Here is a 25,670-nt window from a genome sequence, read left to right as displayed (position 1 = left end):
CGGTCACAGCGTCCTGGGGGCGGCGGTCTAATCCGCCGAAACCATGACGAACACCTTTTCGGACGTGACGCACGAGCAGGTCGCGCAAGCCGCCGAGGGCGATGCCCGCGCGGTCGAGTCGATTGTCCGCGCACTCGAGCGCCCCATCTACAACGTCGCCCTGCGCATGTTGCTGGACCGTCAGGACGCGGAGGACGCCACCCAGGAGTCGCTGATTCGCATCATGACCCGCCTGGCCCAGTTCCGGGGCGAGTCACGCTTCTCCACCTGGGCCTGGAGCATCGCCGTCCGCAGGATTCTCGACTTCCGCCAGCGGCGAGCCCACACCTCCTTCGAAGCATTCGCGGAGGACCTGGCCGAAGGCCGGGACGAGCACGCCGTCGAACGCACCGAGGACGCCATCCTCCACCAGCAGCTCAAGCTGCGCTGTGGCCGAGCGTTGCTGCAGTGTCTGGACGCGGACCACCGCATCGCCTTCGTCCTCGGCGAGCTGCTCGAGCTCCCCTCGAACGACGCCGCCGAGATTCTCGACATCGAGCCGGCCGCCTTCCGCAAGCGCCTGAGCCGCGCGCGGACCGCGCTGTCCGACTTCCTCAACAAGCAGTGCGGCGTCGTGAATCCCTCGGCCCCATGCGCGTGTCATCGACGGCTGGGCCGTGCGCTCGAGAAGGGGCGCGTGGAGCCCGCGGAGCTTCCGGACGAGAGCCTCCCCGCCCTGCGCGCCCGCCTCTCGACGCTGTCGGAGCTCCGACGCGTCACCGCCTTCTACCGAAGTGAACCCGCCTCCACGAACCGCACCGACTTCGTCGCGACCCTGCGCTCGATGCTCGGCTCACTCCACTGACCTGGACCCGACGCACACCCATGACTCCGCCCCTCATCTCCGCCGACTTCCCGTTCACCCACCGCTTCGTCGAGGTCCATGGCTCCCGCATGGCGTATGTCGATGAAGGGCAGGGCGACCCCCTCCTGTTCCTCCATGGCAATCCCACGTCGTCCTATCTGTGGCGCAACATCCTCCCGCATGTGAAGGGATTGGGCCGCTGCATCGCGCCGGACCTCATCGGCATGGGACGCTCGGACAAGCCGGACCTGGCGTATCGCTTCGCCGACCACGCCCGCTATCTCGACGGGTTCATCTCCGCGCTGGGCCTCGAGCGCATCACCCTGGTGCTCCATGACTGGGGCTCCGCGCTCGGGTTGGATTGGGCGATGCGAAACGAGGACAAGGTCCAGGGGCTGGCCTTCATGGAGGCGTTCCTGTCGCCGCTGTCGGGCTGGGAGCAGTTCCCCGCCAAGGCGCGAGACCTGTTCCGCGCGTTCCGCACGCCCGGGGTCGGCGAGTCGCTGGTGCTGGACCAGAATGTCTTCGTGGAGAAGGTCCTCCCGGGCTCCGTCGTGCGCGGGCTGACGCCGGAGGAGCTGGCCCACTACCGGGCGCCGTTCCCGGACCGGGCGTCGCGACGGCCGACCCTGGCGTGGCCCAACGAGATTCCCATCGACGGCCACCCCGCGGACGTCGCGGACATCGTCGTGCGCTACCGCGAGGCGCTCCGCCGCTCACCGCTGCCCAAGCTGCTCTTCGCCGTCGAGCCGGGCGTGCTCCTGCCTCCACCCCTCGTGGCGTGGTGCCGGGAGAACCTGCCACGCCTGGAGGTCATCGAGCTGGGCCAGGGCCTGCACTACATCCAGGAGGACCATCCTCACGCCATCGGACAGGGGCTGGCGGACTGGCTCCGCCGGCAGTCGCGCTGAGGCCCCTGCGGTTGTCTCAGCGCCGCGTGTTCTCCTCGAGCCAGGCATTGATGGTCCTCACCACCCTTGGCGAAGGGTCATCGAGACTGGCTCTGCGGCGTGCCTCGGAAGCCAATCGCAGCGCGCGCTTGGGGTCCTTGCCGGACTCCCCGAGGGCACGGGCGAGAAGGAAGAGGACCTCCGCGCGCTGCCCCGACAGGGGTCTGGCCTTGTCCCAGCCGGCGACGGCTTTCTCCAGCTGGGAGATGGCTTCGTCATACCGGCGCAGCCCGAGGTACAGCTGGCCCAGGTCTATCTGCGTGAGCGTCCAGAGCCCCGCGACGTCGTCGGGAAGGGAGGACTGGATGTCGGAGGCACGCAGGCTGTGGGGGAGGGCTTCCTCGAGGAGTCCTCGCTTGCCGTAGCTGCGCGCGACCATGCGCAGGGCGTGGACCAACTCCGCGTCGCGCGGGCCGTGGAGCTTCTCCCGGATGGCGATGACACGCAGGAAGTGCTCCCGCGCGCGCTCGTACTCGGTCTGGGTGTTGTAGAGCCATCCCAGGTTGCTGCGGATGACCGCCACCCCTTGGCTCTCGGCGCCGTCCGTCTTGATGGCGATGGTCAACGCGCGCTCGTAGATGGGAAGTGCCTCCAGGGGCCGCTCGAGCGTCGTGAGCGTCGTGCCCAGGTCGTTGAGGGCGTCGTAGACGCGCGGATGTTCGGGACCGAGCGAGCGCTCCAGGATGCCCAGGGACTCGCGGGCGATGCGCTCCCCCAGCTCGAGGCCCTCCTGGGCTTGCGCCGAGTTCCCCCGGGTCTGGGATGGTTCGAGCTGAGCGGCCTCCCAGAGTACGGGCACCAGCGCCAGTCGGATTCGCGCGAACTCCGGGTGCTCGGGCCCCAGCACGCGTCGGGCGATTTCAGCGGCGCGGTCCAAGGTGGTGCGCGCCTTCGCCAGCTGCAAGGAGCGCCATTGTGTGGCGCCGAGCTCGAGGAGCACGTCGGCGACCTCCAGACTGCTGGCGCCGAAGGTCCTCTCCGCCAGGAGCAGCGCGTCTTCCTGCTGGACCTCGGCCCTCACGTAGTCACGTTGCATCCGCAGCAGGGTTCCGGTGTACGTCAGGAGCTGGATGCGCGCCAGGGGATGGCCATCCCCCAGTCGCTCCAGGGCGGCGGTGGCGCGCTCCTTCCACAGTGCGGCTTTGTCGTACTCGTCCAGGCCGATACAGGACACCCGCACCAGCAGAATCCATGCGCGGGTCGCCAGCGCGTCCAGGCGGGTGGCTTCCGCCGCGTCCAGGGCGTCGAAGAGCGCCGCCTCCGCGCCACGCCATCTCCCGGCGCCCTCGAGCAACTCGCCCAGCAACAGGGAGGACTCCGCGACACCCTGTCGGTGGCCCGTCTTCTTCGCGAGCAGCGCCGCCGGCTCGATGAGCGCGACACCTTCCGCGTAGCGACCGGTGGCGAGGAGCGCTCGGCCCTTGGCGAGGGTGGCCTGCAACGCGGCCTGATCCTTCGGAGGGCCCGCGGGTTCGGCCTCACCCTCGGGAGTGTGCGGGCGCACGCAGCCGGCGAGAGAGGGCAGGCTCTGTGCCGCGCGATGGGCCGCGTCCACGGTCTTCCCATCCGCCTGGGAGAGGAGCTGGGTGAGGGCGGAGAGGTCCGCCAGCCGGTTGTCCAGGCAGCGCATGCGCCACGCGGCTTGCTCCGGTGGCTGTGCGTGAGGTGCGTGGGTGGCTTCACACGTGACGGTGCGCTCGGCCACCCAGGTGTTGCCATAGGCCTCGAGCTCCTGGAGGACACGCCCCCAGGCGGCGAGGGCGTAGGGTCTGTCGGTGGCGAGGAAGGCCGCCTGAATCGTGGTTCGCTGTCGCGGCCCCCAGACGTTGTCGAGCTCCTCTCGAGCTCCTTCGCAGGCCCAAGGGCTCCGGAGGTGGACGGCATGGGTCAGCCCCACGGCGATGGCCAGCAGCGCCGCCGCGCCCGCGAGCTGCAGGGGACGCCGCCAGGGGTGAAGGCTGCCCTTCTGGAGCGCGGCGAGGAGGGCCGCCATGGAGGGGAAGCGCTCCGCCGGAGCGGGGGCGAGCCCGCGCAGCATCACGGCTCGCAGCCAGGGAGGGACGTGCGAGCTCGCGGGTGGGGACGCGGAGGGACGCGTGCCATGGAGCCCCTCGTGCAGCGCCATGCAGAAGGAGAACTGGTCGCTGAGAGGGCCCGCATGGGATGGGCCCGAGAGCAGCTCCGGGGCCATGTACGCGGGAGTGCCGCCGCGAAGTGAGGAGGACCCGGTTTCGCTGGAGGCTCCGCTGTCGCGGGGCAGATCTTCTCCGGGGGACGAGGCGAGGCGCGCGAGGCCGAAGTCGGTGACATGGACGCGACCGCGCGAGTCCACCAGGACGTTGCCGGGCTTGAAGTCGCCATGCACCACGCCCGCGTCGTGTGCCGCCGCGAGGCCTCGTCCCGCGGCGAGGAACACCGAGAGCACCTGCCGCCAGGTGCGAGGTGTCGCCTTCAGCCAGTCGCCCAGCGTCTGGTTCTCGACCTGCGCCATCGCGAGGAAGACATGCTCGTGGAAGGTGCCGACGTCGTAGATGGCGACGACGTTGGGGTGTGAGACCCGGGCCATGGCCTGAGCCTCGCGCAGCACGTTCGCGCGAGCCTTCTCCGGGGCCCGCTCCATCGACTGCCAGCGCACGAACTTGAGGGCGACGCGCCGCTCCAGCTCCGTGTCGAGCGCGCCATAGACGACGCCCATGGCGCCCGCGCCCAGCTTCTCCAGGATGCGGTAGCGGCCGACGGCGGTGCCTTTCTCCAGCTCAGGGGCCGGGTGAAGGCTGTCGTTCGTGGACGGAGTGGCGTGCCCGCTGCTCGAGTCTGGCTTTGACTCCGTCGAGCTCTCGCTCATGCGCGCCCTGCACGAGAGGCAGGTGGAGAGGTGAGCGTTCACCTCGGCGAGCACCTCGGCTGCGAGCTCGCCCGACCGCAGCTTCATGAAGGTGCCTTCACTGACGCAGCGCATGGGGGAAGTCCGTCCGGAGAGGGATTTCAGCACCGGCTGTCGATGCCGGCGCGGACAGTAGCACCCACGCTCTCGTGTGCGAGGATGGCACCTCGCGGGCAAGCAATTCCAGACGCGTCTAGACCCCCTCTTGACGACGCATCAGCTCCTCCCCTACGGCGCGCAGGTGCGCGAGCAGGCCCCGTGTCTCCGCTTCGGTGGTGCGGTGATTGACCAGACATGCACGGAGCGCGGTGCGCCCCTGGAGCTTCGTGCCTGTCAGGAAGTAGCTCCCACGCCGCTCGCACTCCTCGAGCAGCCGGTCATTCAAGAGGTCCAGCGCCTCGTCACTCAGCGCGGGCCCGGTGACAGGCTTGTAGCGGAAACAGACGATGGACAGTGGGACGGGCGCCATCCGCTCGAAGTCTGGCGATGCATCCAACTCCGAGGCGAGCCGCCGCATGAGGCGCACGTTGTCCTCGATGACGCCCAGGAGCTTGCGGCTCCCATGCACCTGGAACTGCATCCAGACCTTGAGTGCCCTGAACCCGCGCGACAGCTGGAAGGTGTGGCCCATCCAATCCCAGCGCTCCGCGCTGTCGCTCTTCGCCTTCAGGTAGGGGGCGGCGTAGCTGAAGGCATGGCGGAGGCTGGCCCAGTCCCGCACCAGCGCGCAGCCCGCGTCGAACGGCACCTGGAGCCACTTGTGCGGGTCCAGGGCAATGGAGTCCGCGCGCTCCAGCCCCTTGAACAGCTCTCGCGTGAGGCCCACCGAGGCCGCCGCGGCCCCATAGGCTCCATCGACGTGGAACCAGAGCCCCTGGCGCGCGGCCACGTCCGCCAGCGCGTCGAGGTCATCCACGCTGCCGGTGTTCACGGTCCCCGCGCTGCCCACGATGCAGAACGGCTGCAGGCCCGCGGCCCGGTCCTGGACGATTCGCTCCTCCAGCTTCGCCACGTCGACGCGGAAGTGTGCATCGACCGGGATTCGCCGCAGGTTCCGGCTCCCGAGGCCGAGCATCTCCACCGACTTGGTGACGCAGGCGTGGGTCTCCGTGGAGGCATAGAGCGTCAGGGGCCGCTCCTGGCGACATCCCTCCTCCCGTGCGTCGGGCGCCTTCACGTCTCGGGCGACGCGGAGGCAGTAGAGGTTCGCCTCGCTGCCACCGCTCACCAGCGCGCCCCCCGCGTCCTCGCGGTAACCGATGAACGCGGACAGCCAGCGGATGACCGCGCGCTCGACTTCGGCGCCCGATGAGGCGAGGTGCCACTTGGCGGAGTTCACGTTCAAGGCGGCGCAGAGCAGCTCCGCGATGATTCCCACCTGGCTTCCGCCCGACATCACGTACGCGAAGAACCGGGGGCTGATGTTGAGCGTGGCGTGGTCGAAGATGAAGGGGATGTCGGAGGCGAGGACCTCCTCGGGGGCTCGTCCCTCCACCGGCAAGGGGCGGGTGAACCGGTCCGCGATGAGCTGGGGGGGGCTCGCATGGGTGACCCGCCGCTCACCGAGCGTCTCGTAGAGCGAGAGCACCTGCTCGCATGAGCGCTCCAACAGCTTGCGGAACCGTGGCAGGTCGACGTCGAGAGTCATGGGGCCTCCAGGAAATGCGCGAGGAGCCGCCACGGTAGAGGCATCCACCGGATGGATACAGATGCAGAATCCGGAATCCCATGGGATACAGTTCCGACTGCCCATGCCTTCGAAGAAATACGAACAGCTGGCGGCCGAGCTGGAGCTGCGAATCTCCACCCACCAGGTGAAGCCCGGCGAGCGCCTGAGCTCCGTTCGTGAGCTGGGGCGCATGAAGCAGGTGGGCGTCAACACGGTGGTCCGCGCGCTCGAGATTCTCGAGGACAAGGGGCTCATCGTGTCGAAGCCGCAGTCGGGCTTCTACGTGCTGGGGCCGCGGGTTGCCTCCAGCGTGACGCAGCCTCGGATGCGCCTGTCGCTACCCCGGGAGGTGGACGTCCCCGCGCTGGTCTCCACCGTCTTCGAGTCCGCGCGGCATCGCGAGCTGCTCCCCCTGGGCGCCGCGTGCCTCTCCCCCGAGCTCTACCCGTGCGAGTCCCTCAATCGCATCACCCGGCGCGTGGTGCGGGAGCAGCCTCGGCTGGTGGGCTCCTATGAGCTGCCTCCCGGGAACTTCGAGTACCTCCGGCAGGTGTCGCGCCGGCTGGAGAAGTTCGGCGCCTTCGTGGCGCCCTCGGAGCTGGTCGCCACGCACGGCACCATGGAGTCGCTCGGGCTGGCGCTGCGGGCGACGTGTGCGCCCGGGGACACCGTCCTCATCGAGTCCCCGCAGTACTTCGGCATCCTCCAGGCGCTCCAGCAGCTGCGGCTCAAGGTGCTGGAGCTCCCCACTCATCCCATCGACGGCGTCTCCCTGGAGCAGGTGGAGCAGGCCCTGGAGCGCCACGACATCGCGGCGGGGCTCTTCACGCCCAACTTCAGCAATCCCCTGGGCGCGCTGATGAGCGACGCGAAGAAGGCCGCCCTCGTCGAGCTCTTCGCCCGCTACGCGCGTCCCCTCATCGAGGACGACATCTACGCGGACCTGTCCTTCCAGGGCCTGCGCCCCCGGCCGCTGAAGGCCTGGGACGCCCAGGGGAATGTCCTCACCTGTGCGTCCTTCTCCAAGACTGTCTCACCGGGGCTCAAGGTGGGGTGGCTCGCGCCGGGCCGTCACATGGAGAAGGTCAAGGCGCTCCAGCTCGCCTCGACGATGGGGTGTGGCTCGCTGTCGCAGCAGGTGATGGCCCGCTATCTGGCGTCCAAGGAGTACGAGCGGAACCTCGCGGAGCTGCGCTTGCACTGCTCGGTGCAGGTGGAGCGCATCTCTCGCCACGTCCTGGCCCACTTCCCGGAGGGCACCCGGACCACGACGCCTCAAGGTGGCTTCGTGCTCTGGGTGGAGCTTCCCAGGCGCGTGGACTCGGTGGAGCTGTACCGGCGGGCGCTGGAGGAGGGCATCTCCACGTCGCCGGGGACCTTGTTCTCGACGCGTGAGCGATACCGCCATTATCTGCGCATCAACTGCGGGAACCGCTGGACGCCGACGCTCGAGCAAGGACTGCTCCGGCTGGCCCGACTGGCGACCGTCCTGCATCGCGCGTCCTGACGCGGAGCTTCTGTCTCCCTCCTGTCACCCACGCGAACCCGGCTGGCGCCGCGGGGTGGAACGAATGTGTCATGCAATTCCTGGCATGGCACGAGTGGACGGTCTCCTGCCCGGAGGTGCCAATCAATTGCATCGACCAGCGAATCGTGTGTACGTCATGCGTCCGGCCGATGTGTCGAGGATGTACCGGGCTCGGTGAGCCGGTGTCTGGACCTCGTGCATGGGTGAGACGGACAAACACGAAGAGACATGAGGAGCGGAGTGATGCGCGGACTGGCGAACCTTTTGGGTCTGGGGGGCGTGTTGGGGATGCTGGTGAGTGGCACGGCGTCCGCGGCGTGCTGGGCATGGCCATCCAGCCCGACGTATGACCTCCGGTGGGCGGTGGGGATGGACAGTGCGACCGCCGACGATGACGCATCCCTGGTGACCGACAATGCACTCCTGCGGTTCTTCTTCCCGACCAAGTGTGCGGGGACCTACGGCTGCGACATCGTCGAGTATTCCATCCAGTGGTACAGCGGCTCGTGGCAGACCTTCACGCCCGGCATGAATGATACGGACCCGGCGGGATACGCGCGCCGGGCCTGGTCCTACTTCTACGACCACAACTTCCGAGCCACGGTCTGCAACTGAGGGCGGTGAGGGCGCGAGGTCCCGGAGGTGTCACTCGGGATACGTCGACTTCGCGCTCTCCTTCTCCTTCTGCTCCTTCGCGCGCCGCTGCTCCTCGAGCCAGCGTTGGGATTCCTCCTGCCGCTGACGCACCTCCTGCATCTTGCGTGGATACTCCGCGACGATGATGGGCGCGAACTGCTCCAGGGCCGCCTTGAGCGCGGGGAAGGGCACCTCGTCCTTGTCGACGAGGATGCTCCACTCCGCCGAAGTCGAGCCTCGGCTCATCTCGAAGCTCACGTCCTGGCTCGCCCAGGAAGGCACTGGGAGGTAGGCGACGTGGCTGAAGTGGCCCGAGCAGTCTCGGATGACCACGGAGTCCGGGTACTTGCGCCGGCCCTTGCCATCCACCTGGCGGTAGAGGATTTCACAGGAGTCGAGCGGACGGAGTTGCTCCTGGATGGCGGCGAGCTCGGTGAGCTGTCCCACGTCCGAGGTTTGCAGGAAGCCCCCCTTCTTCATGCCCACCATCACGGCCCCCAGGCCCAGGCCCACGGCAATCGTGGCGCCCATGACGGAAATCACCCTCATGCCGGAGGACGTGTGTCCGGGCGGAGGGGGCGACGACTCGGGTCCACCGGCCAGGGTCGGTGACGGGGCGGCGGAGCCTCGGAACAGGCCGCTCAGGTTGTAGCCGACGAAGAAGGCCGCGACCCAGGAGACGATGCGCAGCAGCTCGAGCGTGGGCGTGAAGGGCAGCACGCCGTTCAGCTGGAGCCAAGCGAGGGTCTTCGGGGCATTGACGGCGCTGGTGGCCATCATCAGCCCCGCCGACATCGCGGCGCCCACGAGCGCGGAGGGCACCGCGAACGAGGAGGACGCCAACTGGGCGAGCATCTCCGACCGGTTCGTGACCCGCTTCAGGACCCAGCGGCCGGTGAAGAATCCCAACAACAATGGTAGCCAGAGAAACAGCAACCCACCGACCATCGGCCCCAGAGATGTGCTCATCCTGAAACCATGCTCCAGGTGTCACCCTGTTCCCAAGAGGGATTTCACCTCGGGAGGGCGCCTGGAGCCCGGTCACGTTACGAGTGCTTCGTGTCGGGCCGCCCCAGGACGTAGCTGATGGCCGCCTTGCCCGGGACGGCCACCTCGCCGACCTCCCAGGTGTAGCCCGGCACGGCGAGGGACTGCGTCATCGCCCGAAGCTCCCGAGGATGGTGGACCCGCAGCGCGGACACCAGGCCGTCCCAGAAGATGAGCAGGGGGGCCACGGGAATCACATACGTCAGCAGGAGCCTCCAGGGCGTCATGGGGCGCACCAGCGGCGTGAAGAGCAGGACGAGCAAGGGCACCAGCGCCATGGAGAGGACCCCCGCGGGCGTGCGCCGGACGGTCTCGAACGCGGCGATGGGGATGCGCTGGTCCCGGGCGTCCGCGAGCATCCGCCGGACGTCATCCGGTCGGAAGTGGTGCAGGGCGCTGAACAGGGTCCGCATCCCCCTCAGGTCGGCGGGGACCTTCAGCGCGTCCACCGAGCGCTCCAGGTAGGTGACGCCCTCTCTCCGGGCGTGCTCGGCGGCGTCCGCGTTGGGGTACTTGTCCGACAGGAGCACGCGAGGGTCCACGCCGTGCTTCTCGGCGAGCAGGCGCTTGAGGCGGGGCAGGGGCCCTCGGCCGCCGGAGCCCAGGTCCAGCAGTTCGTTGTTCCCGGAGGACTGGAGGCCCCGGGCCAGGACCTCCGCCGCGCCATCGAAGAGGCCCAGGCGGGTGCTGACGGCGTGCAGGTAGTCGGTCGCCAGGTCTCGCAGGGCGCGGGGGAACCAGTCCTGGTCGATGAACTCGAAGAGGTGCAGGCGCGGGACGAGAGGCCGAGGCGGGAGCGTGTCATTCATGCCTCCAGGGTGCCGTCCGAGGTGCGCCGCCGCAGTGACAGCGGGCGCCAGAACGGCTTGCCGCGTGCGCCAACTGGCGGCTACGGTTTCCGGGTGACGAAGACGTCCTCGAGTGGCGTGCCGTCGCTCTCCGCGCGCATGGCGCGTCAGGCGCTGCGCATCGCGAGCAAGCTGGGGCTGCCCGTGGAGGAGTTGCTCCAGCGCGCCTCGGGGCTGCGCCTGTCGGACCTGGATGACCCCGAGCTGCGCGTTCCCTACGCCGTCCTCGATGACCTGCTCGAGCAGATGGAGGCGCTGTCCGGCGACGCGAACCTGGGGCTGCACCTGGCCCGCGTGGACGTGGTGGACCTGGATGACCCGGCGACCTTCGTGGTCCTCACCAGCGCCACGCTGCGGGACTCGATGGAGCGAGGGTGCCGGTATCAGCGCGTCTGGGGGGATGGGGAGCGCTTCCGGATGGAGGACACCGAGCGAGGCGTCCGGATGCGCTTCACGCCCGTGGGGACGTGGCGCCCGGCGCACCGGCACCTGGTGGAGGCCGCGCTGAGCCAGTTCGCCACGGGCGTGCGAGCCTTCACGGGCGAGGACGTGCCCCCGCTGCGGGTGCGCTTCACGCACGCGGCGCCCGTGGACCTGCGGGAGCACGAGGCGCTGTTCCAGTGTCCCCTGGAGTTCGGCGCGCCCTTCAACGACATCGAGTTCTCGCGAGAGGACGAGCAGCGCCCCTTCATCCACGCGGACGCGCTGCTGCACCGCATGTTCGAGCGGCTGGCGCAGCGGGAGCTGGAGCGGCTCCCCGAGGTGCGGACCACCGCGGACCGGGTGCGCGAGCAGGTGCGGCAGGCGCTCTCGGGCGGAGATGCGTCGTTCGGGGCCGTGGCGCGGGCGCTGCGTGTCCCGACGCGGACGCTCCAGCGCCGGCTCGCGGAGGAGGGTCAGTCCTATGCGGCCATCGTGGATGCCCTGCGCCGCGAGCTCTCCGGCATCTACCTGCGACGGAGGATGTCCATCGCGGAGGTGTCCTTCCTGCTGGGCTACGCGGAGCCCGCCGCGTTCCACCGCGCCTTCAAGCGGTGGTGGGGCATGAGCCCGGAGCGCTACCGCCGCGAGCTCCTGCCCGGCTCACCGTGAGGGGTGGGGCTCCCGCCTCGCGTCAGGTCGACGAGGGGTCGCGCGCGGGAGGCGGCGGCGCTTGGAGGTCCTCCATGGGCGCGGAGAGGTCGTCGCGCTGGATGGGCAGCTGGTCCATGTGCTCCTCGGCCCACCGGGCCGCCGCGCCGTTGAGGGGACTCTTGATGTTGTAGCTCTGGAAGGTGATGAGCTCCCCGATGCGCACGATGAGCGCCGCGAGGGACTCCCCCGCGCTCCAGTGGTCGCCGATGCAGATGGCGTGGGGCGCGATGTTGGGATGGAACACCGGGGAGAGCATCCGACACTGAGGGGCCTGTCGCGGATAGCCCAGCGTGAGGAAGACCTCCACGAGGTGCTCCTCCTTGGGAACCACCACGTCGTTCTGTATCACCAGCCCGCGGACGCGGTACTCGAGCCGGTAGCGCTCGGGAGGCTCTCCGGAGGTCTCCACCACGCGAATGTAGGGATGGTCCGCGAAGCACTTCTGGACCATGCGCTGGTCGGCGACCAGCCGCTTGTGTCTCACGTTCATCGGGAAACCCCTTCCTCCGGTGATGGTCGCACGAGCCCTCGCAGCGACGTGTCCGCGTCGCGCAGGACCTCCGAGATGGTGTCCACGCTGATGGCGAAGCCCAGGCCCTCCGAGCGGGTCCGCTCGACCGCCCAGGTGTTGATGCCGATGAGCGCTCCGGCCGAGGAGTAGAGCCCTCCTCCGCTGTTGCCGGGATTGATGGCCGCCTGGACCTGGAGGACGCGCCCCTCGAGGGGCCCCAGGGGGACTCGCCGCACCGCGGACAGCACGCCCGTGGTGTACGTGGCGTCGAAGCCCAGGGGGTTGCCCACCGCGAACACGCCGTCTCCCACGCGCGCCTGCGCGCCCGTCTTCAGGTCCATGACCTCGGCCTGGCGGTCTTTCTGGGTGCGCGCCTCGACGACGACCAGGTCCACGCCCTCCGGCCCGCGCCAGAGGACCCGCCCGTCCACCTCCTCACCATCGTGGAAGGCGACCCGGAGGACCACGCCCTCGGCACACTCGGCCACGTGGTGGTTGGTCAACACCAGCGTGCGGCCCTCGCCGCTGGCGATGCTCACCCCCGAGCCCAGCTGGCCCTCGGGCCCCTTGCACGTCAGTCGCACGTTGGCGAGCAGCGCCCTCCGGATGTGCGGAGGCGCATCCATGAGGCCCTGCGCGTGGGACGCGAGCACGGGCGGTGGGGCTGGGAGCGGAAGGACTCGCTGAGGCGTGACGAGCGCCCACCACATCACGCCCATCCACCCCACGAACGCGACCACGCCCACCACCAGTCCCGCGAGCGCGAGTCCCGCCCCGCGCACGTCTTCTCGGCCATGCAGCCGCGAGAGCGCCAGGGCCCCGCAGACGATGGCGATGGGGCCCAAGAGGCACCCCATCAGCGGGACGCCGATGAGCGCCAGGACCAGGGCCCCCGTCGCCAGCGGGTCGACGCGGGGCAGGTCCTCGCGAGGCGCCGCCCGACGCGCGGCCTGGGTCCTGGGAGAGGGCGGCAACACCGCGCGCTGGACCTCGTCGGGGTCGATGCGGATGCGCTCGGGCTCGGGAAGGCTCACGGTTCAGCTCCCCAGGAAGAGGGCCGCGAGCAGCATCAGGACGGTGCTGCTCGCCGCCGCGCCCAGCCCCACCCACGCCATCACCCGGCGCTGTGACGGCAGCTTGCGAATCGTCTCGCGGTTGTTCAGGCACCACACGCCACCCGCGAGCAGGGCCAGCGGCGCGGTGCAGGGCATCAGCCCCGCGACGAAGAGTCCCACGGCCACCCGCCCCGCGGCCGCGCGACGCGCGCTCACCTGCTCCTGGGTCACCACCTCGCTGGAGCTCAGCGGTTGATTCGACGAGAAGACCGCGCCGCAGAAGCGACAGCGGAGCGCCGCGACCTTGATCTGCTGACCACAGTCAAAGCAGGTCTTCTCCTCCTGTCCCCAGTAGGTGTGCGCCGCGGTCGGGGCCTCGGCCGTCGAAGTGCCCGGCATGTGCGCACACCCGTACTGCGCGCAGCCGCCGTTCTCCGCCCAGCACTCGGCATGAAAGGGCGCCTGACAGGCAGGGCAGGTGCCCACCTCTTCGCCGACCTCGATTCCCGTCTGGCAGATGCCGCAGGTGTTGCCCGCGAAGGCGTCGGCGGCGTGGGGCTGGAGCTCGGCCACCTCAGCCCTCCTTCATCTGGAGCATGAAGACCGTCTTGCCCACCCGCACCTGGTCGCCGGACGCCAGGCGCACCCGGGACACTCGCCGACCATTCACATAGGTGCCGGAGGCGCTCTTCTTGTCCTCCAGCTCATAGCCTTCGCCCAGCGCGTGGATGAGGGCATGCGAAGGCTCCACGTCGGAGTCCTTGAACAGGTACACGTCGCTCTTGGGCGAGCTGCCCACCGTCGTCGGGCTCTTGAAGAGCACGAACTCCTTCCCCGCGAGGGGGCCGGTGAGCATCTTGATCCACGCCTCGCGCGCCGCCAGCTCCACCAGGCCAATCATCAAGCCCGTCACCACGCCGATGACACCAAAGCCGACACCTCGGCTCAGCCAGGCCTCACCGTCGCTGTCGAAGAGCAGGTTGATGGGGTCGAAGAGCAAGCCGCCGATGAGCGCCCCGGCCATCCCGCCAATCAGGCCGTTGACGAGCATCTTGGACGAGCGCAACGCCACACCCTGTCCCAACCCCATCGCGGCGCCAATCAGCGCCCAGGCCACTCCGCGCACCGACATCTGCACCAGCAACTGGGCGGTGTTCATGCCCGTCACGCCCTCGTCGCCCAGTCCCGCCACCAGCATCCGTCCCAGGCCGTAGGCCAGCTCCCCCGGCAGCGTGAGCATCAGCCCCAGCACCGCGCCCATGCCCATTCCCACGAGGCCGCAGAGGGCGGCCCGGTGGAAGGCCCGAGACATCAGTCCATCCGCGGCCCCGATGAAGAGGCCCACGAAGGCGGCGATGATGGCGAAGAGGGTGAACCCGAAGAGGTTCGCCCCGCGCTCCACGGCCTTCAGGTCCACGACGGCTGGGACCTCCGGGTCGGGCGGACTCAGCACCACTTCAAAGGCAGACACCGAGCGCTCGACTCCCTCGCCCGACGGGGTGCCCTTGACTCGCGCGATGTCGCCCACGGCGATGTCCGAGAGCGCCACGGCCTCGCCGTCCTTCTCGACCCGAGTCGCGTCGGGCACCACCCACACCGTCTGGCCGCCGACCCGCACGAGGGTGATGGGGCCTCCCTCCCGGGTCTTGTAGTTCGAGTCCACCCGCTCCACCGGCGCGGAGAACTCGAGGCCATCCGTGTAGAAGGGCTCGAGCACGGCCCATCCCGCCAGGGCCCCCAAGAGCCCCGCCAGCGGCAACACGATGTACGAGCGATAGAAGAAGCCCGAGCGCGAGTCCTCCACCCGCTCGGGCGAGGGCGCCATTCCAAACGACAGCTGCCGTGAGAGGGCCTCGTCCACCTCGGGCGAAGCCAGTTCCTCACGTTCAATGACAATCTTGTCGGCCACACCCGCCATGGACACCCCTCCTCAGACCTTGACCTTGCGTGCACGGCGACGGGCGCGGACGAAGAGCGCGGTGACCACCCCGGCCAAGAGCGTCAGCACCACGCCCCCCACCACGAGCAGCACGTGGGCTCGAGACATCGGCGCTCGTGTCACGGGCGGCGTGCTCGGAGGAGGGGTGGGGGCGACGCTCTGGGGACTGCCTCCGTTCGAGCCCCGCAGGGCCTGGAGGAACGTGGTCGGACGTCCCTCCGCGTCCCGGAGCGGCACCCCGACGTAGAGCTCTCCGTTGCGGTCGCGCAGCACGTCCTCGCGTTCAGGGGAGAGCCGGATGAGCTCGACGCCCACGGCCGTCCCCGTCGCGCGGTCCTGGTCCAGCACGAGCATGTGCTGGGAGCGTCGCGCGCTCCCGGAGCCCAGCCCCGAGGACCCACCGAACCACTGGCCATAGCCCAGGACGACGAGCACCGCGGCCACTCCCGCGAGCGCCCACAGCGGAATGCCCTCGCCCGTCCGACGGTGGGCGGAGGCCTGCAGCGCCACGGCGGCCCGGCTCAGCGCGCTCACCGCCGTCGCGAGGTCACCCCCGTCGGCACCCGTGCTGGCCGTGGGGGCTGGCGCGGTGCCCATCGGCTTTCGCTCGCGTCCTCCCAGCCAGTAGCGGCGCACCTGCCGCAAGTCTCCCGCCATCCCGTGGAAGAAGCCCTCGGAGCCGGCGAGCGGGTCGTACACGTACGCGACCTGGTGCGGCTGGGAGAAGAAGTTGCGGTGGATGAACGTGTCCATCTCCGAGAGGAAGATGCCGAAGCCACCATGCGTGTGATACCAGCCGACGATCTGCTCGTCGGGGTGCTTGGAGTCCATCTCCCGGTGGATGTGATTCCACGTGTCATGGGTGAAGGTGACCTGGGCCCCCTCCTGCTTGGCGGCCTCACCCCGAATCACGTGGGTGATGCTCAGGTAGGGACCGTGGGCATCCTCCAGGAGCCGCCCCACCAGGACGCCGCAGACCTCCACGTCCGGCTCCAGCACGGCGTGGCCGATGATCTGCGCGTAGGGCTGCTTCTCCATCGCGATGCGCAGCTCGCCCGGCTCCGGCGCGACGGCGCCCCCGGGGAAGTCGCGCACGGAGTCCCTCGCCTTCGCGCCCTTGACGGCTCCGCTCATACGCCCTCCTTGTCCAGCGCCCCCAGCACCCGGGACCGGTCCCCCGACAGCTCGAACCCCATCACGCGTTCTCCCGCTCGACCCACCACCACGTCCCACGGCGGCAAGCCGAGCTCCGCGAGCGAGAGGTCCAGGAAGTCTTCATCGCCGCTCAGCCCATGGAAGAGCCTGGGCGCGCGGCGCACTCCGCAGGCGCCGCAGACGCCATCCGCCTCGGTCACCTGGGAGAGGGGCCGGAACAGCCGCTCCTCGCGACCACAGCCCGGACAGTCGAGTCCCTGGAGCAGCTCGCGTCCGAACTCGAGCACCGCGCCGGGGCCGAGCGCCGCGCGGGCCCACTCGAGCGCCTGGCGCGCGCTGACGTCCGCTGTCGAGCGGGGTACCTGCTCCAGCCGCTCCAGCGGGTCATGGCTCATGCAGTCCGGGTTGCGCTGATAGCGGGTGACGTATGACTGGTGCGTGAGTCCGTCGAAGACGAAGCCCGCGCCGGACAGCGTGGGCTGGCCGTGCAGCAGCTTCACGGCTTCCTGGCACTGGATGGCGGCGATGATGGACGCCGTGGTGGGCGTCGTCGGCACCTTGCCAATCTCCTCCAGTTGCCGGTTGAGCAGGCTGCAGGAGCGTCGCCGCTCGAGCAGACGCCAGTCCTGCTCGCTCATCGTGCACTCGTAGCAGGGGCCCTCGGGAGGCTCGAACAGACGCGCGACGCCGGAGAGCACCTCGATGGCCCCGTCAATCCAAGGCCGGCCCACGCGGTAGCAGGCGCGGTTGATGGCCAGACGGGCCTCGCGGTTGTCCAGCGCGCCGATGACCACGTCCGCCCAGCGGAACAGCCCCAGGCCCAGGTCGTGGACGACGTTGGCGCGCAGCGGATGCACCCGCAGGTCCGGGTAGATGGCGCGTGCGCCTTCCGCGACCGCGTCCACCTTGGCCCGGCCAGCATCCCGGGGGCGGAACAGCGGGGAGCGAGAGAGATTGGAGGTCTCGACGACATCCATGTCCACCACGACGACCTGGCCCACGCCCAGCAGCGCCAGGTTCTTGAGCACCTCATTGCCCAAGGCACCGGCGCCCGCGACGAGCACGCGGGCACGGGCCAGCCGCTGCTGGTCCCACCACTCGATCAGCTCGAAGCGGCTGAAGCGCCCCTCGCTCAGTTCCACCTTCACGGGGCACGTGCTCCAGCCGTGATTTCAGGCTGGAGCCGCAGCACGTCACCGGTCTGGACCTTCGCTTCCGCGAGCGTCTGGGTGTCGAGCAGCTGGAGGCCGCTGGCCTTGTGATGGAACTTGTAGCTCATCGGCTGGCCGTCCGGACTCTGGCGCGGCAGACGCATCTTCTCCACCAGCACCACCAGCACGCGATTCACCGGGGCGTCATCGGGCAGCTCCACCTGCTGACGCTTGGCCCCCGTCGCATCCCAGACCTCGACCGTCATCATTCCCATCGCGTCGGCTCCACGAGAAACAAGCACTACATGAATGAGCCGATGATGCTCATCAGCACGAACACGAGAGTCAGCAGCAGGTTGGCGACAATCCCCACCATGGGAAGCGTCGCGCCCGTCCCGCGGCTCAGGTCGCGGCCCATGAAGGACAACGCGATGCCGCCGAAGCACGCCAGCATCGTCGCCATCCCGATGAGGGTGGCCCAGGGGTCCACCAGCTCCTCTCCGGTCATCACGCCGTAGAGAACCATGGTGCCGAGGAAGGCCGCCGCGGCGAACGCGCAGCCGAACCCGCCGAGCGAATACAGCAGCGCCCCCTTGGGGCCTCCGGCGGGCGGCCGCATCATGCACGGGGGACAGACGGGGCCCTCGTCCAGGTCGAAGAAGCAGACCGAGCAGTAGGTCTCGTAGCAGCGGGCGCAGCCCTCCTCGTTGCGCACCGTGGGGTGGTTGCGGCAAGGCGAGGTCAAGGGCTCCGGACCCGACTGTGACGCGGGAGCGTTCGGCATCATTTGGCGAACCCCTTGATGCGCACGATGACGTTGAGCACGGAGAGGAGCAACACCACCGGCGCGATGACCAGCGCGGCGTTGGCCTTGCCCAGTCCTCCCACCGACGGGTCCTGGGCAATCTCCTTGCGGGCGGCGAGCGCGGCGCTGATGGCCATGGGGGCCACGATGAAGCCGAAGCAGACGATGCCGAGGAAGGACAACCCCAGTGCACGACCCGCGGACTCCGACTGGCGGGTGATGGTCAGCGCGGAGGCGGGAACCGCCATGACCTTGCAGTCACCGCAGTAACGCGTGGCGCCCATGGGTACGAGGCAATTCTCACAAAATGCCTCAGCGCAGCCGACGCACGTGGCCACCGCTGGCGCGGACGAATGATTCTGACAGTGCAAGCCCCCTCCTCGAACGGGGCACGTTTATCCTGTACCTGTCGGAAGAGTGTCAAGGCTCCCCTGGAAAGAGAGACAGGGCGTCTGTCCAGGTGGAGCCGCAAGGAGGAGGGGGCGTGGCTTGAGTTGCGGGTCTTGCTTGTCTGGCTTGGCTATCGAACCGGAGCGAGGGCTCCGGGCGCCCCAGGATGTGGAAAGACAATCCAGACACATCCTGGCGGCGCGCCGCTGTGGGGCTGTCTAGAAGTCGCGAATCGAATCCATCACGGAGGTCACCGCATCGCGGTCCACAGGCTCCGCCGATGGGCCACCCACGGACTTGAGCCGTTCATCCACCGCGTCGCAGATGCCCATCAGCGCGACGTAGATGTGCTCTCGCTCCTCGGTGTAGATGAAGGTGCCCTTTGTATCCAGCTTGTTGAAGCCCTGGACGTAGGCCGTCACGATGGGGGTGAGCGCGGAGACGAGCTGTGCTTGAGAGCCTTTGTGTTCGGACGCGGCCGCGAGGGCCGCCGACCGGGCCTGTCGATACAGCGTCGCGGCCTTCTTGGCCTGCGCGGGAGTGATGTTCTCCGCCCCGTCCCAGATGCGAAAGGGATTGTCCAGGTTCTCGGCCAGCCACTCCGCCTTGCGCGGCTGCCGCACGGACAGGTCCAGTCCGTCACGGGTCGCGGCCTTGTAGGCCTTCTTCACGGATGCGGCCAGGTCCGCGGGGATGCTGGTCATCCAGAGCCGGCCCAGGTTGGGGAAGCGCTCGGGGCCAGGGAACTCGTCGGCTCCAATGCCAAACATCTCGTTCAGGGTCAGCACCTGGAGCGAGGGGAGCGCGGCGAGCTCGGCGGTGTTCCTCAGGTATCCAGGGGCCCCCCAGATGCGTATCTCGGTCAGCTTCGGGAAGCGCCGCACGATGGCCGAGACATCCACGTCCTTGGCGGGGTTGAGATGCAGACTGTCCAGGTTGGTCAGTCCGGACCAGTCCGTCACCAGCTGTTTCATGGACAAGGTCAGCCAATTTCCATCGGCCTCGGCATGAATCTTCAGCTCGGGGCTGAGCGTGCCGGACGCGCTCAGCTCGTTCAATCCATGGTTCAGGTACAGCTCATGGACGCCGGTGAGGTCCAGGCGGAGCCTGCTCAGGCGAGACCCTCTGAGGTCCACGACGCGCTCACCGTGATTCGTGAGGTCCGCCTCATAGACGAAGGGACGGTTGCGGACGAAGTCGAACAGTCCCGGGACGGGTGCATCGCAGCCGACGAAGGTCAGGATGGGCAGCACGTCGAACGCGGACAACGAGGGGGCGGCCTGGAGCTCCTCGGTATGGAGCCGCTGGGTCGAGCGGGTCAGTTCCCTCTCGCCGAGCTTGAGGACCACCTGTTTGTCGCGTGTGTCGGCCAGGGCCTTGAAGACGTCCCGCTTCTCCTTCGGAATCTCCTCCCACTCGCGCTGCCGGTAGAGGCTGTCACCCGAGGGCCAGCCCCCGTAGCTCTTGGTTTCCTTGTCCACGAGCGGGGGCTTGTTTCCCACGAGGGTGAAGCCGCGTGGAATCTCCAGGGAGACCCAGAGGTGCTCGAGGTGCTCCTTCCAGAAGAAGAAGTTGAAGGTCGCGGGCACCATCGATGCCACGGCCGCCGCATCAGGCAAGGTGGGGCCGACCCAGTCCAGGGTCAGGACCGCGGCCTGCTCGCTCTTCTCGTCGATCTTCACCGCGGTGACTTGCACCGCGGTGTAGCCATTGAGACGAGGCGTGTAGACAGCGAAGATGTCTCCAGGTGTGGGCTTCATGGGGATGAACCCTACCTCGCCCCGAGGACTTCCGTGTCGCAGGCCGTTGCTTCCCGGGAGGACGGTGAGGGGGGCCCGTGTCTCAATCACTCATCGTGGCAGTGTGTCTCCACCGAGAGGGTGGTGCGACGGCGCCTTCAGTCGAACCCGACACTGAAGACATACGGCCCCATCGTGAAGGGGCGATAGTCGACGCGCAGGGTGTCTCCACCTCGGTAGGTGTCACCTCGGCTGGAGGTCACCACGGCGTCTTCGTCGAGAACCCAGACGAAGATGTGGTGCCCGCCGGTGTACCACCGGGCATGGTGCGCGGTGATGCCCGGGCCAGACACCCGGACATCACAGTCCTCCGCGGAGCCGATGACGACACCTTGCTCGCGTTTCCAGTGACGCTCGCTGAACGCCACCCGCTGCGTCTCCACCGCGCCGGACCGCGTGTCCTCGATGCTGAAGAGAGCGCCCTTGTACATGGGCCCATCGTAGCGGCCCCTGACGACGGATGCGTCGAGGGCCCCGGTTCTCGACTCCTCCGGGGCCACTCACTCCCTCACCCGCGTGCTACTCGCCCTCTTCGACGGTGAGCTGGTACGAGTCCTGGAAGTTGGCCTCGCGGTTCTTCGCGTCGCGCACCTCGAAGAGGTAGACGCCCGGCTCGGCGCTGTAGCGGATGCTCTCCGGCTGGTCACCCTTGGCGCGGTCCGCGGTCTGCACGAGCGAGAGCTTCCCATCCGGCTGCACGCGATGCAGGTACAGCCCCACGTCGACCTTGAGGATGCCCAGGAGCGTCGCCTTCAGCGGCGTGCGCACCGGCCGGTCCGACAGGTCGAGCCGGTAGTAGTCCGTGTCCTTCACCGGAAACACCGTGCCGCGCACCGCCTTGCCAGGCGTCAATTCCTGCGCCCGCTCCACCGTGTTGTTCGGCTCGCGCTCCTCGCCACCGTTGTCCGGCACCGTGGTGATGCTGATGCGATAGGGCTTCTCCGCGTTCTCGAAGTCCTTCACCCACTTGCCGTCCACCTTGCGCGACGCGCCCTCCACGCGGAACCAGCAGCTCCCGTTGCACGCGACGTTGTTGAGCCGCTCGGGCTCCTTCAGCGCACCGTCGTTGGCGCGCAGCAACACTGTCTCCTGCTTGCCGTCCCCCTGGGGCGGCTCCACCATCGACAGCACCAGGTCCAGCCGCTCCACGCCCGACAGCTCCACCTTCGCCAGCACCGGCTCCGTCGTGCGCAGCACGAAGTGGTCCACATCTCCCTTGGGCGAGATGAACCCCTCGCGGTAGCTCCCCGCCGTCAGCGACGTGGCCTTGTGGAGCTCGTCGTTGGGCTCCAGCTCCGCGTTCGCCCCGGCCTCCTCCTGCGTCACCGTGAGCGTGTACGGCGCGCTCGAGTTGAACGTGCGGCGGGCCTCCTTGCCCGTCCCCGTCCAGCCCCCCTTCACCACGACGAAGACGGTCCGGTCCGTGGCACGCACGCCGATGTTGCGCAGCGACAGGGCCTCGCCCTCCTTGCCACGCAGCGAGAACAACGGTGCCTCCGCCGCTGACAGCACCGAGACCTCCGGCCGCACGCCCTCCACCCCCGACAGCTCGATCTTCAGCGCCACGGACGGCGGCTCCGGCGGCAGCGCCGTCCCCGAGTCCGGCGTCATCGCGACCGTCTCCGTGCCCGCGGGAGGCGGCTCGCCCCCACCAAAGGTCCCGGTGGGTGACGGCGGCGCCGTGGCTTCCTCGCCGGTCCCCGTCGCCGCGGCGTTCTCGGGGGCAGGGGAGGGACTCGAGGGAGGCGTGCCTTGCGCGGGTGCCGCGGCCCCTTGGGGGGCGGAACCCTCGGTGCCCGGCGCGGGCGCGACACCTTCGGCACCTTCCGGCGCCACGGAGGCGTCCGGAGAGGCCGTGTCAGGTGAGGGCACGGTGGGCTCGGGCAGCTCCACCCGGTACCAGTCCTCGTCGCCCGCGTGGCCCAGGTAGGCCGTCACCGTCTGACCCAGCGGGAGGCCCACCGCGTCCACCGCGCGGTCATTGGGCTCGTGCTCCTCGCCGTCATTCGCGGCGCGCATCGTCACGGTGAGCGTGTAGGCCCCACCCACGCCCTTGCGCGCGGGGGCGACGCGCAGCCAGCGCTCCGTCTCCACGTAGAGGTTGGGGAAGCGCTCGGGCTTGCCTTCGCCCTCGCTGTTGATGGAGGCCAGCCGGTTGCGGTCCCGGTCATGGACCTCCAGGGTGATATCCCCGCCCGGCAACCCCGACACGGTGACGTCCACCATCCGAGGCGACGACGGGGCGAGCCGGTACCAGTCCTCGTCCACCTTGTTCGGCTGCGCCGACAGGTCCGCCGTCACCGTGCTGTCGCGCGTGAGCGTCAGCGCCTGCTCGGGCCGCTCGTTGGGCTCCTGCTCGGTCAGTGCCTGGGGCCCCGTCTCGACGGGCCCCGCGTCGGGGACCTCGGTGGGTTTGTCCTCCTTGCAGGCGACCAGCGTCGCGGCCAACACACAGACCCACCCCCAGCGTCGCTTCACGTTGTCTCTCCGCATCGGGCCGCATCACTTCCTTGCGGCGTCCGGGTGTCAAGCGCCCCAACACCCCGGCGGGCGCTTTCATCCGCCCCCCAGGCCCGGCTCGCCGCGCTCCGCCTTGACGGGCCGGGGACTGGAGCCCCCCGCGCGGAGCGATCCAAGATGGGCCCATGGTCCGCATCCCCCTCGTCCTGTCGCTGCTGGCGACCGCCGCCGTTGCCGCGTCCAACGCTCCCCCCGGCTACGCCCAGGCCTCCGACTATCTGGAGCGCGAGCGCCAACCCGAGCGCTACTCACCCCTCCACCTGCTCGATGGCCGCGACACCACCGCCTGGTGCGCCTCGGGAGCAACCCCCGCGCCCGTCACCATCGGCTTCAAGGACGTCGTCTCCATCGACGAGGTGCGCGTCTACACGGGCGATGGAACGGACCGCGCTTCATACAAGGCCCATGCGCGCGCCAAGAAGCTCACCCTCACGAGCGTGAGCTCCGCCAAGAGCCTCAAGGTCGAGGACAAGCGCGGCCTCCAGGTGGTCCCCATCAGCCCCGCCCTCACGGGCAACCGCTTCACGCTGGAGGTGGTGGAGCGCTTCGCCGGCGCGCGCGAGGGCGCTCCGGTGTGTGTCACGGACCTGGTCTTCTACTCGGGGGGCAAGGCGCTCAACGGCACGTGGCTCGCGCCGCGCCTGCGCTACGACGCTCGCCTGGCCCCCCTGCTGGGGACCTGGTTCGGCGGACTGGAAGGAGCCCCGGACCGCTTCCTGTCCCTCTTCGTCGATGGGACGTTCCGCTTCGCGTACGAGCCCCTGGAGGGCGGCGAGCCGAGCTCCGTGACGGGCAGCTACGCACTGTCCGGTACTCGACTCACGCTGGAGGTCCCCAACAAGGGACGGGTGACGGCACGCCTCCAGCGAGCCGCCCCGGAAGGCAGCAGCCCGGCTGGAGCCACACTGGAACTGGAAGGGGCGGTGGCCGAGGAGTGGGGCCGCGCATTCCGCGGCCAACCCTGAGCGCCGAGGCGCCGCCGCCCGGCCGCCCGACTCAGAGGGCGGCTTGCTTCCGCTTGCCGCTGAAGTGGCGGAAGAAGTCGATGATCTCCTTGGTGGCGACGTCGACGTTCGTCGCGTCCTGGAACTCCGATTCCAGGAAGATGCCACCGCAGGACTCGCAGGTGTCGTAGTGGAGTGGGTGCTGCCGGTCTCCACCGTCGACGCGTACCAGGTCGACCTTGCAGTCCGGGCATTGGCCCGTCAGAGCCTGCGTGTCGACCTTGCCGCCCTGGCTCTCCAGCCCGGGGAGGTTGTTGTGGAGGAGGAGCCGGTTCAGGTCCGCGGCGTCCGTCCACAGCCCGCCGCACTCTCCACACTTTCGCAACGTCTGTTCATCCCCCGCGAGATCGGTCATCTCGACGTTGCAGCTGGGGCAATCCATGGCGCTGTTCATTCTCCTGCAGTGGGGGAGCGATGTCCCCAGTGGTCGGAGAATGATAGGTCGCGCGAAATTTCGGATGCAACCCACGTTGCCGCTTCTGTTGGCAACGCGCCGTCCGGGGTCGTCAGGCCCCGTGCCCCTCAGGCCTTCGCCTTGACGCGCCGGATGTCCGCACCCAGGGCACGCAGCTTGCGCTCCAGTCGCTCATAGCCCCGGTCCAGGTGGTAGACGCGGCTGACGTCCGTGCGCCCCTCGGCGCGCAGGCCCGCCAGGATGAGCGAAGCGCTTGCCCGCAGGTCCGTGGCCATGACGGGCGCGCCGCTCAGCGTCTTCACGCCCTTCACCACCGCGGTGTGTCCCTGGATGGTGATGTCCGCGCCCAGACGGTGCAGCTCCGGCACGTGCATGAAGCGGTTCTCGAAGATGTTCTCGCTGATGACAGATGTTCCCTGGCTCACACACATGAGGGCCATGAGCTGCGCCTGCATGTCGGTGGGGAAGCCCGGGTGCTCGGTGGTGGTGATGTTCACCGAGGTGAGCGTCTTGGGCGCCTTGCACCGGATGCCCCCGGCCTCCGCGGTCAGCGTGCACCCCGCCTCGCGCAGCTTGTCCATGACGGCGTCCAGGTGCTCGGGCACCGCGTGCTTCACCAGCACGTTGCCGCCGGAGATGGCCGCCGCCACGAGCAGCGTGCCCGCCTCGATGCGGTCCGGGAGGATGGCGTGCTCCACGGGGGTGAGGCCCTCCACGCCCTCGATGGTGATGATGGACGTGCCGGCGCCTTCGATGCGCGCGCCCATCTTGTTGAGGACCTTGGCCAGCTCCTCGATTTCAGGCTCGCGGGCGCAGTTCTCCATCACGGTGCGGCCCTTGGCCAGCACGGCCGCCATCAGCACGTTCTCCGTGCCCGTGACGGTGATGACGTCGAAGTTGACGGTGCCGCCCTTGAGCTGCTTGGCGCGGGCCTCCACGTAGCCCTCCGTCAGGTGGATTTCCGCGCCCAGCGCCTTGAGGCCCTTGAGGTGCTGGTCGATGGGCCGCGCGCCGATGGCGCACCCGCCCGGCATGGACACCCGGGCCCGCCCGAAGCGCGCGACGAGCGGCCCCAGCACGAGCACGCTGGCGCGCATCGTCTTGACCAGGTCGTACGGCGCCTCCGGGGTGATGTGGCCGTTGACGCCCACCTCGCAGACGTCCTTCTTGCGGCCCTCCAGCCGCTCCGCGCCACAGCCCATGGTGCGCAGCACCTTGAGCATGGTGGCGACGTCGGCCAGGTCCGGCACATTGCGGAACGTGGACGTGCCATCCGCCAGCAGCGCGGAGGCCAGGATGGGCAGCGCCGCGTTCTTCGCGCCCGACACGGGAACCTCGCCGTGCAGCTCGGCGCCGCCCTTCATCACGATCTTGTCCATGATTCTT

24 protein-coding genes are annotated in these 25,670 nt (G+C 69.1%); 6 read left to right on the top strand and 18 right to left on the bottom strand.

What is annotated here, in order from left to right; translation table 11 throughout:
- Positions 1 to 43: 43 nt before the first annotated feature.
- Complete coding sequence (locus MYSTI_RS26860; RefSeq protein ID WP_015350955.1) at positions 44 to 844, top strand: RNA polymerase sigma factor; 801 nt, start codon at positions 44 to 46, stop codon at positions 842 to 844.
- 20 nt (positions 845 to 864) lie between these two features.
- The gene (locus tag MYSTI_RS26855) at positions 865 to 1,755 is read left to right on the top strand and encodes a haloalkane dehalogenase (protein WP_015350954.1); all 891 of its coding nucleotides are present in this window, start codon (positions 865 to 867) and stop codon (positions 1,753 to 1,755) included.
- 16 nt (positions 1,756 to 1,771) lie between these two features.
- On the opposite strand, the gene MYSTI_RS26850 is transcribed toward MYSTI_RS26855, so the two are convergent.
- Together MYSTI_RS26850 and MYSTI_RS26845 are read right to left on the bottom strand one after the other, a co-directional pair.
- Positions 1,772 to 4,726, bottom strand: a complete 2,955-nt coding sequence (locus MYSTI_RS26850; protein ID WP_233277966.1) for a tetratricopeptide repeat-containing serine/threonine-protein kinase — start codon at positions 4,724 to 4,726, stop codon at positions 1,772 to 1,774.
- Positions 4,727 to 4,871: 145 nt separating this feature from the next.
- Positions 4,872 to 6,326: a pyridoxal phosphate-dependent decarboxylase family protein gene (locus MYSTI_RS26845; protein ID WP_015350952.1), complete on the bottom strand. Its 1,455-nt coding sequence runs from the start codon at positions 6,324 to 6,326 to the stop codon at positions 4,872 to 4,874.
- Between the two features lie 103 nt (positions 6,327 to 6,429).
- Here MYSTI_RS26845 and MYSTI_RS26840 point away from each other — a divergent pair, with 103 nt between their 5' ends.
- Positions 6,430 to 7,854 carry an aminotransferase-like domain-containing protein gene (locus MYSTI_RS26840; protein WP_044281429.1) on the top strand — a complete coding sequence of 475 codons (1,425 nt, stop codon included), beginning with the start codon at positions 6,430 to 6,432 and terminating at the stop codon, positions 7,852 to 7,854.
- A 264-nt stretch (positions 7,855 to 8,118) separates the two neighbouring features.
- Positions 8,119 to 8,490, top strand: a complete 372-nt coding sequence (locus tag MYSTI_RS26835) for a hypothetical protein (protein ID WP_015350950.1) — start codon at positions 8,119 to 8,121, stop codon at positions 8,488 to 8,490.
- A 30-nt stretch (positions 8,491 to 8,520) separates the two neighbouring features.
- Here the strand turns inward: MYSTI_RS26835 and MYSTI_RS42265 are convergent, their stop codons facing one another.
- Positions 8,521 to 9,366, bottom strand: coding sequence for a hypothetical protein (locus MYSTI_RS42265; protein WP_144370157.1), 846 nt, complete (start codon positions 9,364 to 9,366; stop codon positions 8,521 to 8,523).
- A gap of 191 nt (positions 9,367 to 9,557) precedes the next feature.
- Positions 9,558 to 10,367 (bottom strand): class I SAM-dependent methyltransferase, encoded by an 810-nt coding sequence (locus MYSTI_RS26825; protein WP_015350948.1) that lies wholly within the window; start codon positions 10,365 to 10,367, stop codon positions 9,558 to 9,560.
- A gap of 93 nt (positions 10,368 to 10,460) precedes the next feature.
- Between MYSTI_RS26825 and MYSTI_RS26820 the strand changes: the two genes are divergently transcribed.
- Positions 10,461 to 11,498, top strand: coding sequence for an AraC family transcriptional regulator (locus MYSTI_RS26820; protein WP_233277965.1), 1,038 nt, complete (start codon positions 10,461 to 10,463; stop codon positions 11,496 to 11,498).
- Positions 11,499 to 11,520: 22 nt separating this feature from the next.
- Here the strand turns inward: MYSTI_RS26820 and MYSTI_RS26815 are convergent, their stop codons facing one another.
- The 12 genes from MYSTI_RS26815 to MYSTI_RS26760 form a co-directional block, all read right to left on the bottom strand.
- Positions 11,521 to 12,030 (bottom strand): ubiquitin-conjugating enzyme E2, encoded by a 510-nt coding sequence (locus MYSTI_RS26815; protein ID WP_015350946.1) that lies wholly within the window; start codon positions 12,028 to 12,030, stop codon positions 11,521 to 11,523.
- Positions 12,027 to 13,085, bottom strand: a complete 1,059-nt coding sequence (locus tag MYSTI_RS41005; protein WP_015350945.1) for a trypsin-like peptidase domain-containing protein — start codon at positions 13,083 to 13,085, stop codon at positions 12,027 to 12,029. Before MYSTI_RS41005 ends, MYSTI_RS26815 begins: the two co-directional genes overlap by 4 nt.
- Before the next feature lie 3 nt (positions 13,086 to 13,088).
- On the bottom strand, positions 13,089 to 13,679 hold the full coding sequence (locus MYSTI_RS26805) for an RING finger protein (RefSeq protein WP_015350944.1): 591 nt from the start codon (positions 13,677 to 13,679) through the stop codon (positions 13,089 to 13,091).
- Between the two features lies 1 nt (position 13,680).
- On the bottom strand, positions 13,681 to 15,024 hold the full coding sequence (locus tag MYSTI_RS41000; RefSeq protein WP_015350943.1) for an FHA domain-containing protein: 1,344 nt from the start codon (positions 15,022 to 15,024) through the stop codon (positions 13,681 to 13,683).
- A 12-nt stretch (positions 15,025 to 15,036) separates the two neighbouring features.
- Positions 15,037 to 16,179, bottom strand: a complete 1,143-nt coding sequence (locus MYSTI_RS40995; RefSeq protein WP_015350942.1) for a M67 family metallopeptidase — start codon at positions 16,177 to 16,179, stop codon at positions 15,037 to 15,039.
- Complete coding sequence (locus tag MYSTI_RS26790) at positions 16,176 to 17,348, bottom strand: HesA/MoeB/ThiF family protein (RefSeq protein WP_015350941.1); 1,173 nt, start codon at positions 17,346 to 17,348, stop codon at positions 16,176 to 16,178. The genes MYSTI_RS40995 and MYSTI_RS26790 overlap by 4 nt, the downstream gene beginning before the upstream one ends.
- Positions 17,345 to 17,626 (bottom strand): EsaB/YukD family protein, encoded by a 282-nt coding sequence (locus MYSTI_RS26785; RefSeq protein ID WP_015350940.1) that lies wholly within the window; start codon positions 17,624 to 17,626, stop codon positions 17,345 to 17,347. Before MYSTI_RS26785 ends, MYSTI_RS26790 begins: the two co-directional genes overlap by 4 nt.
- A gap of 26 nt (positions 17,627 to 17,652) precedes the next feature.
- Positions 17,653 to 18,096 (bottom strand): hypothetical protein, encoded by a 444-nt coding sequence (locus tag MYSTI_RS26780; RefSeq protein ID WP_144370156.1) that lies wholly within the window; start codon positions 18,094 to 18,096, stop codon positions 17,653 to 17,655.
- A 38-nt stretch (positions 18,097 to 18,134) separates the two neighbouring features.
- Positions 18,135 to 18,440, bottom strand: a complete 306-nt coding sequence (locus MYSTI_RS26775; RefSeq protein WP_015350938.1) for a hypothetical protein — start codon at positions 18,438 to 18,440, stop codon at positions 18,135 to 18,137.
- Between the two features lie 324 nt (positions 18,441 to 18,764).
- A complete protein-coding gene (locus tag MYSTI_RS26770; protein ID WP_015350937.1) occupies positions 18,765 to 20,306 on the bottom strand; it encodes a hypothetical protein in 1,542 nt (513 codons plus the stop codon).
- A 137-nt stretch (positions 20,307 to 20,443) separates the two neighbouring features.
- On the bottom strand, positions 20,444 to 20,776 hold the full coding sequence (locus MYSTI_RS26765; protein WP_044281427.1) for an FHA domain-containing protein: 333 nt from the start codon (positions 20,774 to 20,776) through the stop codon (positions 20,444 to 20,446).
- 88 nt (positions 20,777 to 20,864) lie between these two features.
- Positions 20,865 to 22,838, bottom strand: coding sequence for a hypothetical protein (locus tag MYSTI_RS26760; RefSeq protein WP_015350935.1), 1,974 nt, complete (start codon positions 22,836 to 22,838; stop codon positions 20,865 to 20,867).
- A 152-nt stretch (positions 22,839 to 22,990) separates the two neighbouring features.
- Between MYSTI_RS26760 and MYSTI_RS26755 the strand changes: the two genes are divergently transcribed.
- Positions 22,991 to 23,830, top strand: coding sequence for an NADase-type glycan-binding domain-containing protein (locus MYSTI_RS26755; protein ID WP_015350934.1), 840 nt, complete (start codon positions 22,991 to 22,993; stop codon positions 23,828 to 23,830).
- A gap of 31 nt (positions 23,831 to 23,861) precedes the next feature.
- On the opposite strand, the gene MYSTI_RS26750 is transcribed toward MYSTI_RS26755, so the two are convergent.
- Positions 23,862 to 24,251 (bottom strand): zf-TFIIB domain-containing protein, encoded by a 390-nt coding sequence (locus MYSTI_RS26750; protein ID WP_044900655.1) that lies wholly within the window; start codon positions 24,249 to 24,251, stop codon positions 23,862 to 23,864.
- Positions 24,252 to 24,391: 140 nt separating this feature from the next.
- Entirely contained in the window at positions 24,392 to 25,663 is a 1,272-nt protein-coding gene (gene murA, locus MYSTI_RS26745) for a UDP-N-acetylglucosamine 1-carboxyvinyltransferase (RefSeq protein WP_015350932.1), read from the bottom strand.
- Positions 25,664 to 25,670: the final 7 nt, after the last annotated feature.

Origin of the sequence: Myxococcus stipitatus DSM 14675, from assembly GCF_000331735.1 — a bacterium.
Taxonomy (GTDB): Bacteria; Myxococcota; Myxococcia; order Myxococcales; family Myxococcaceae; genus Myxococcus; species Myxococcus stipitatus.
This window is presented reverse-complemented; position numbering and strand designations above follow the sequence as displayed.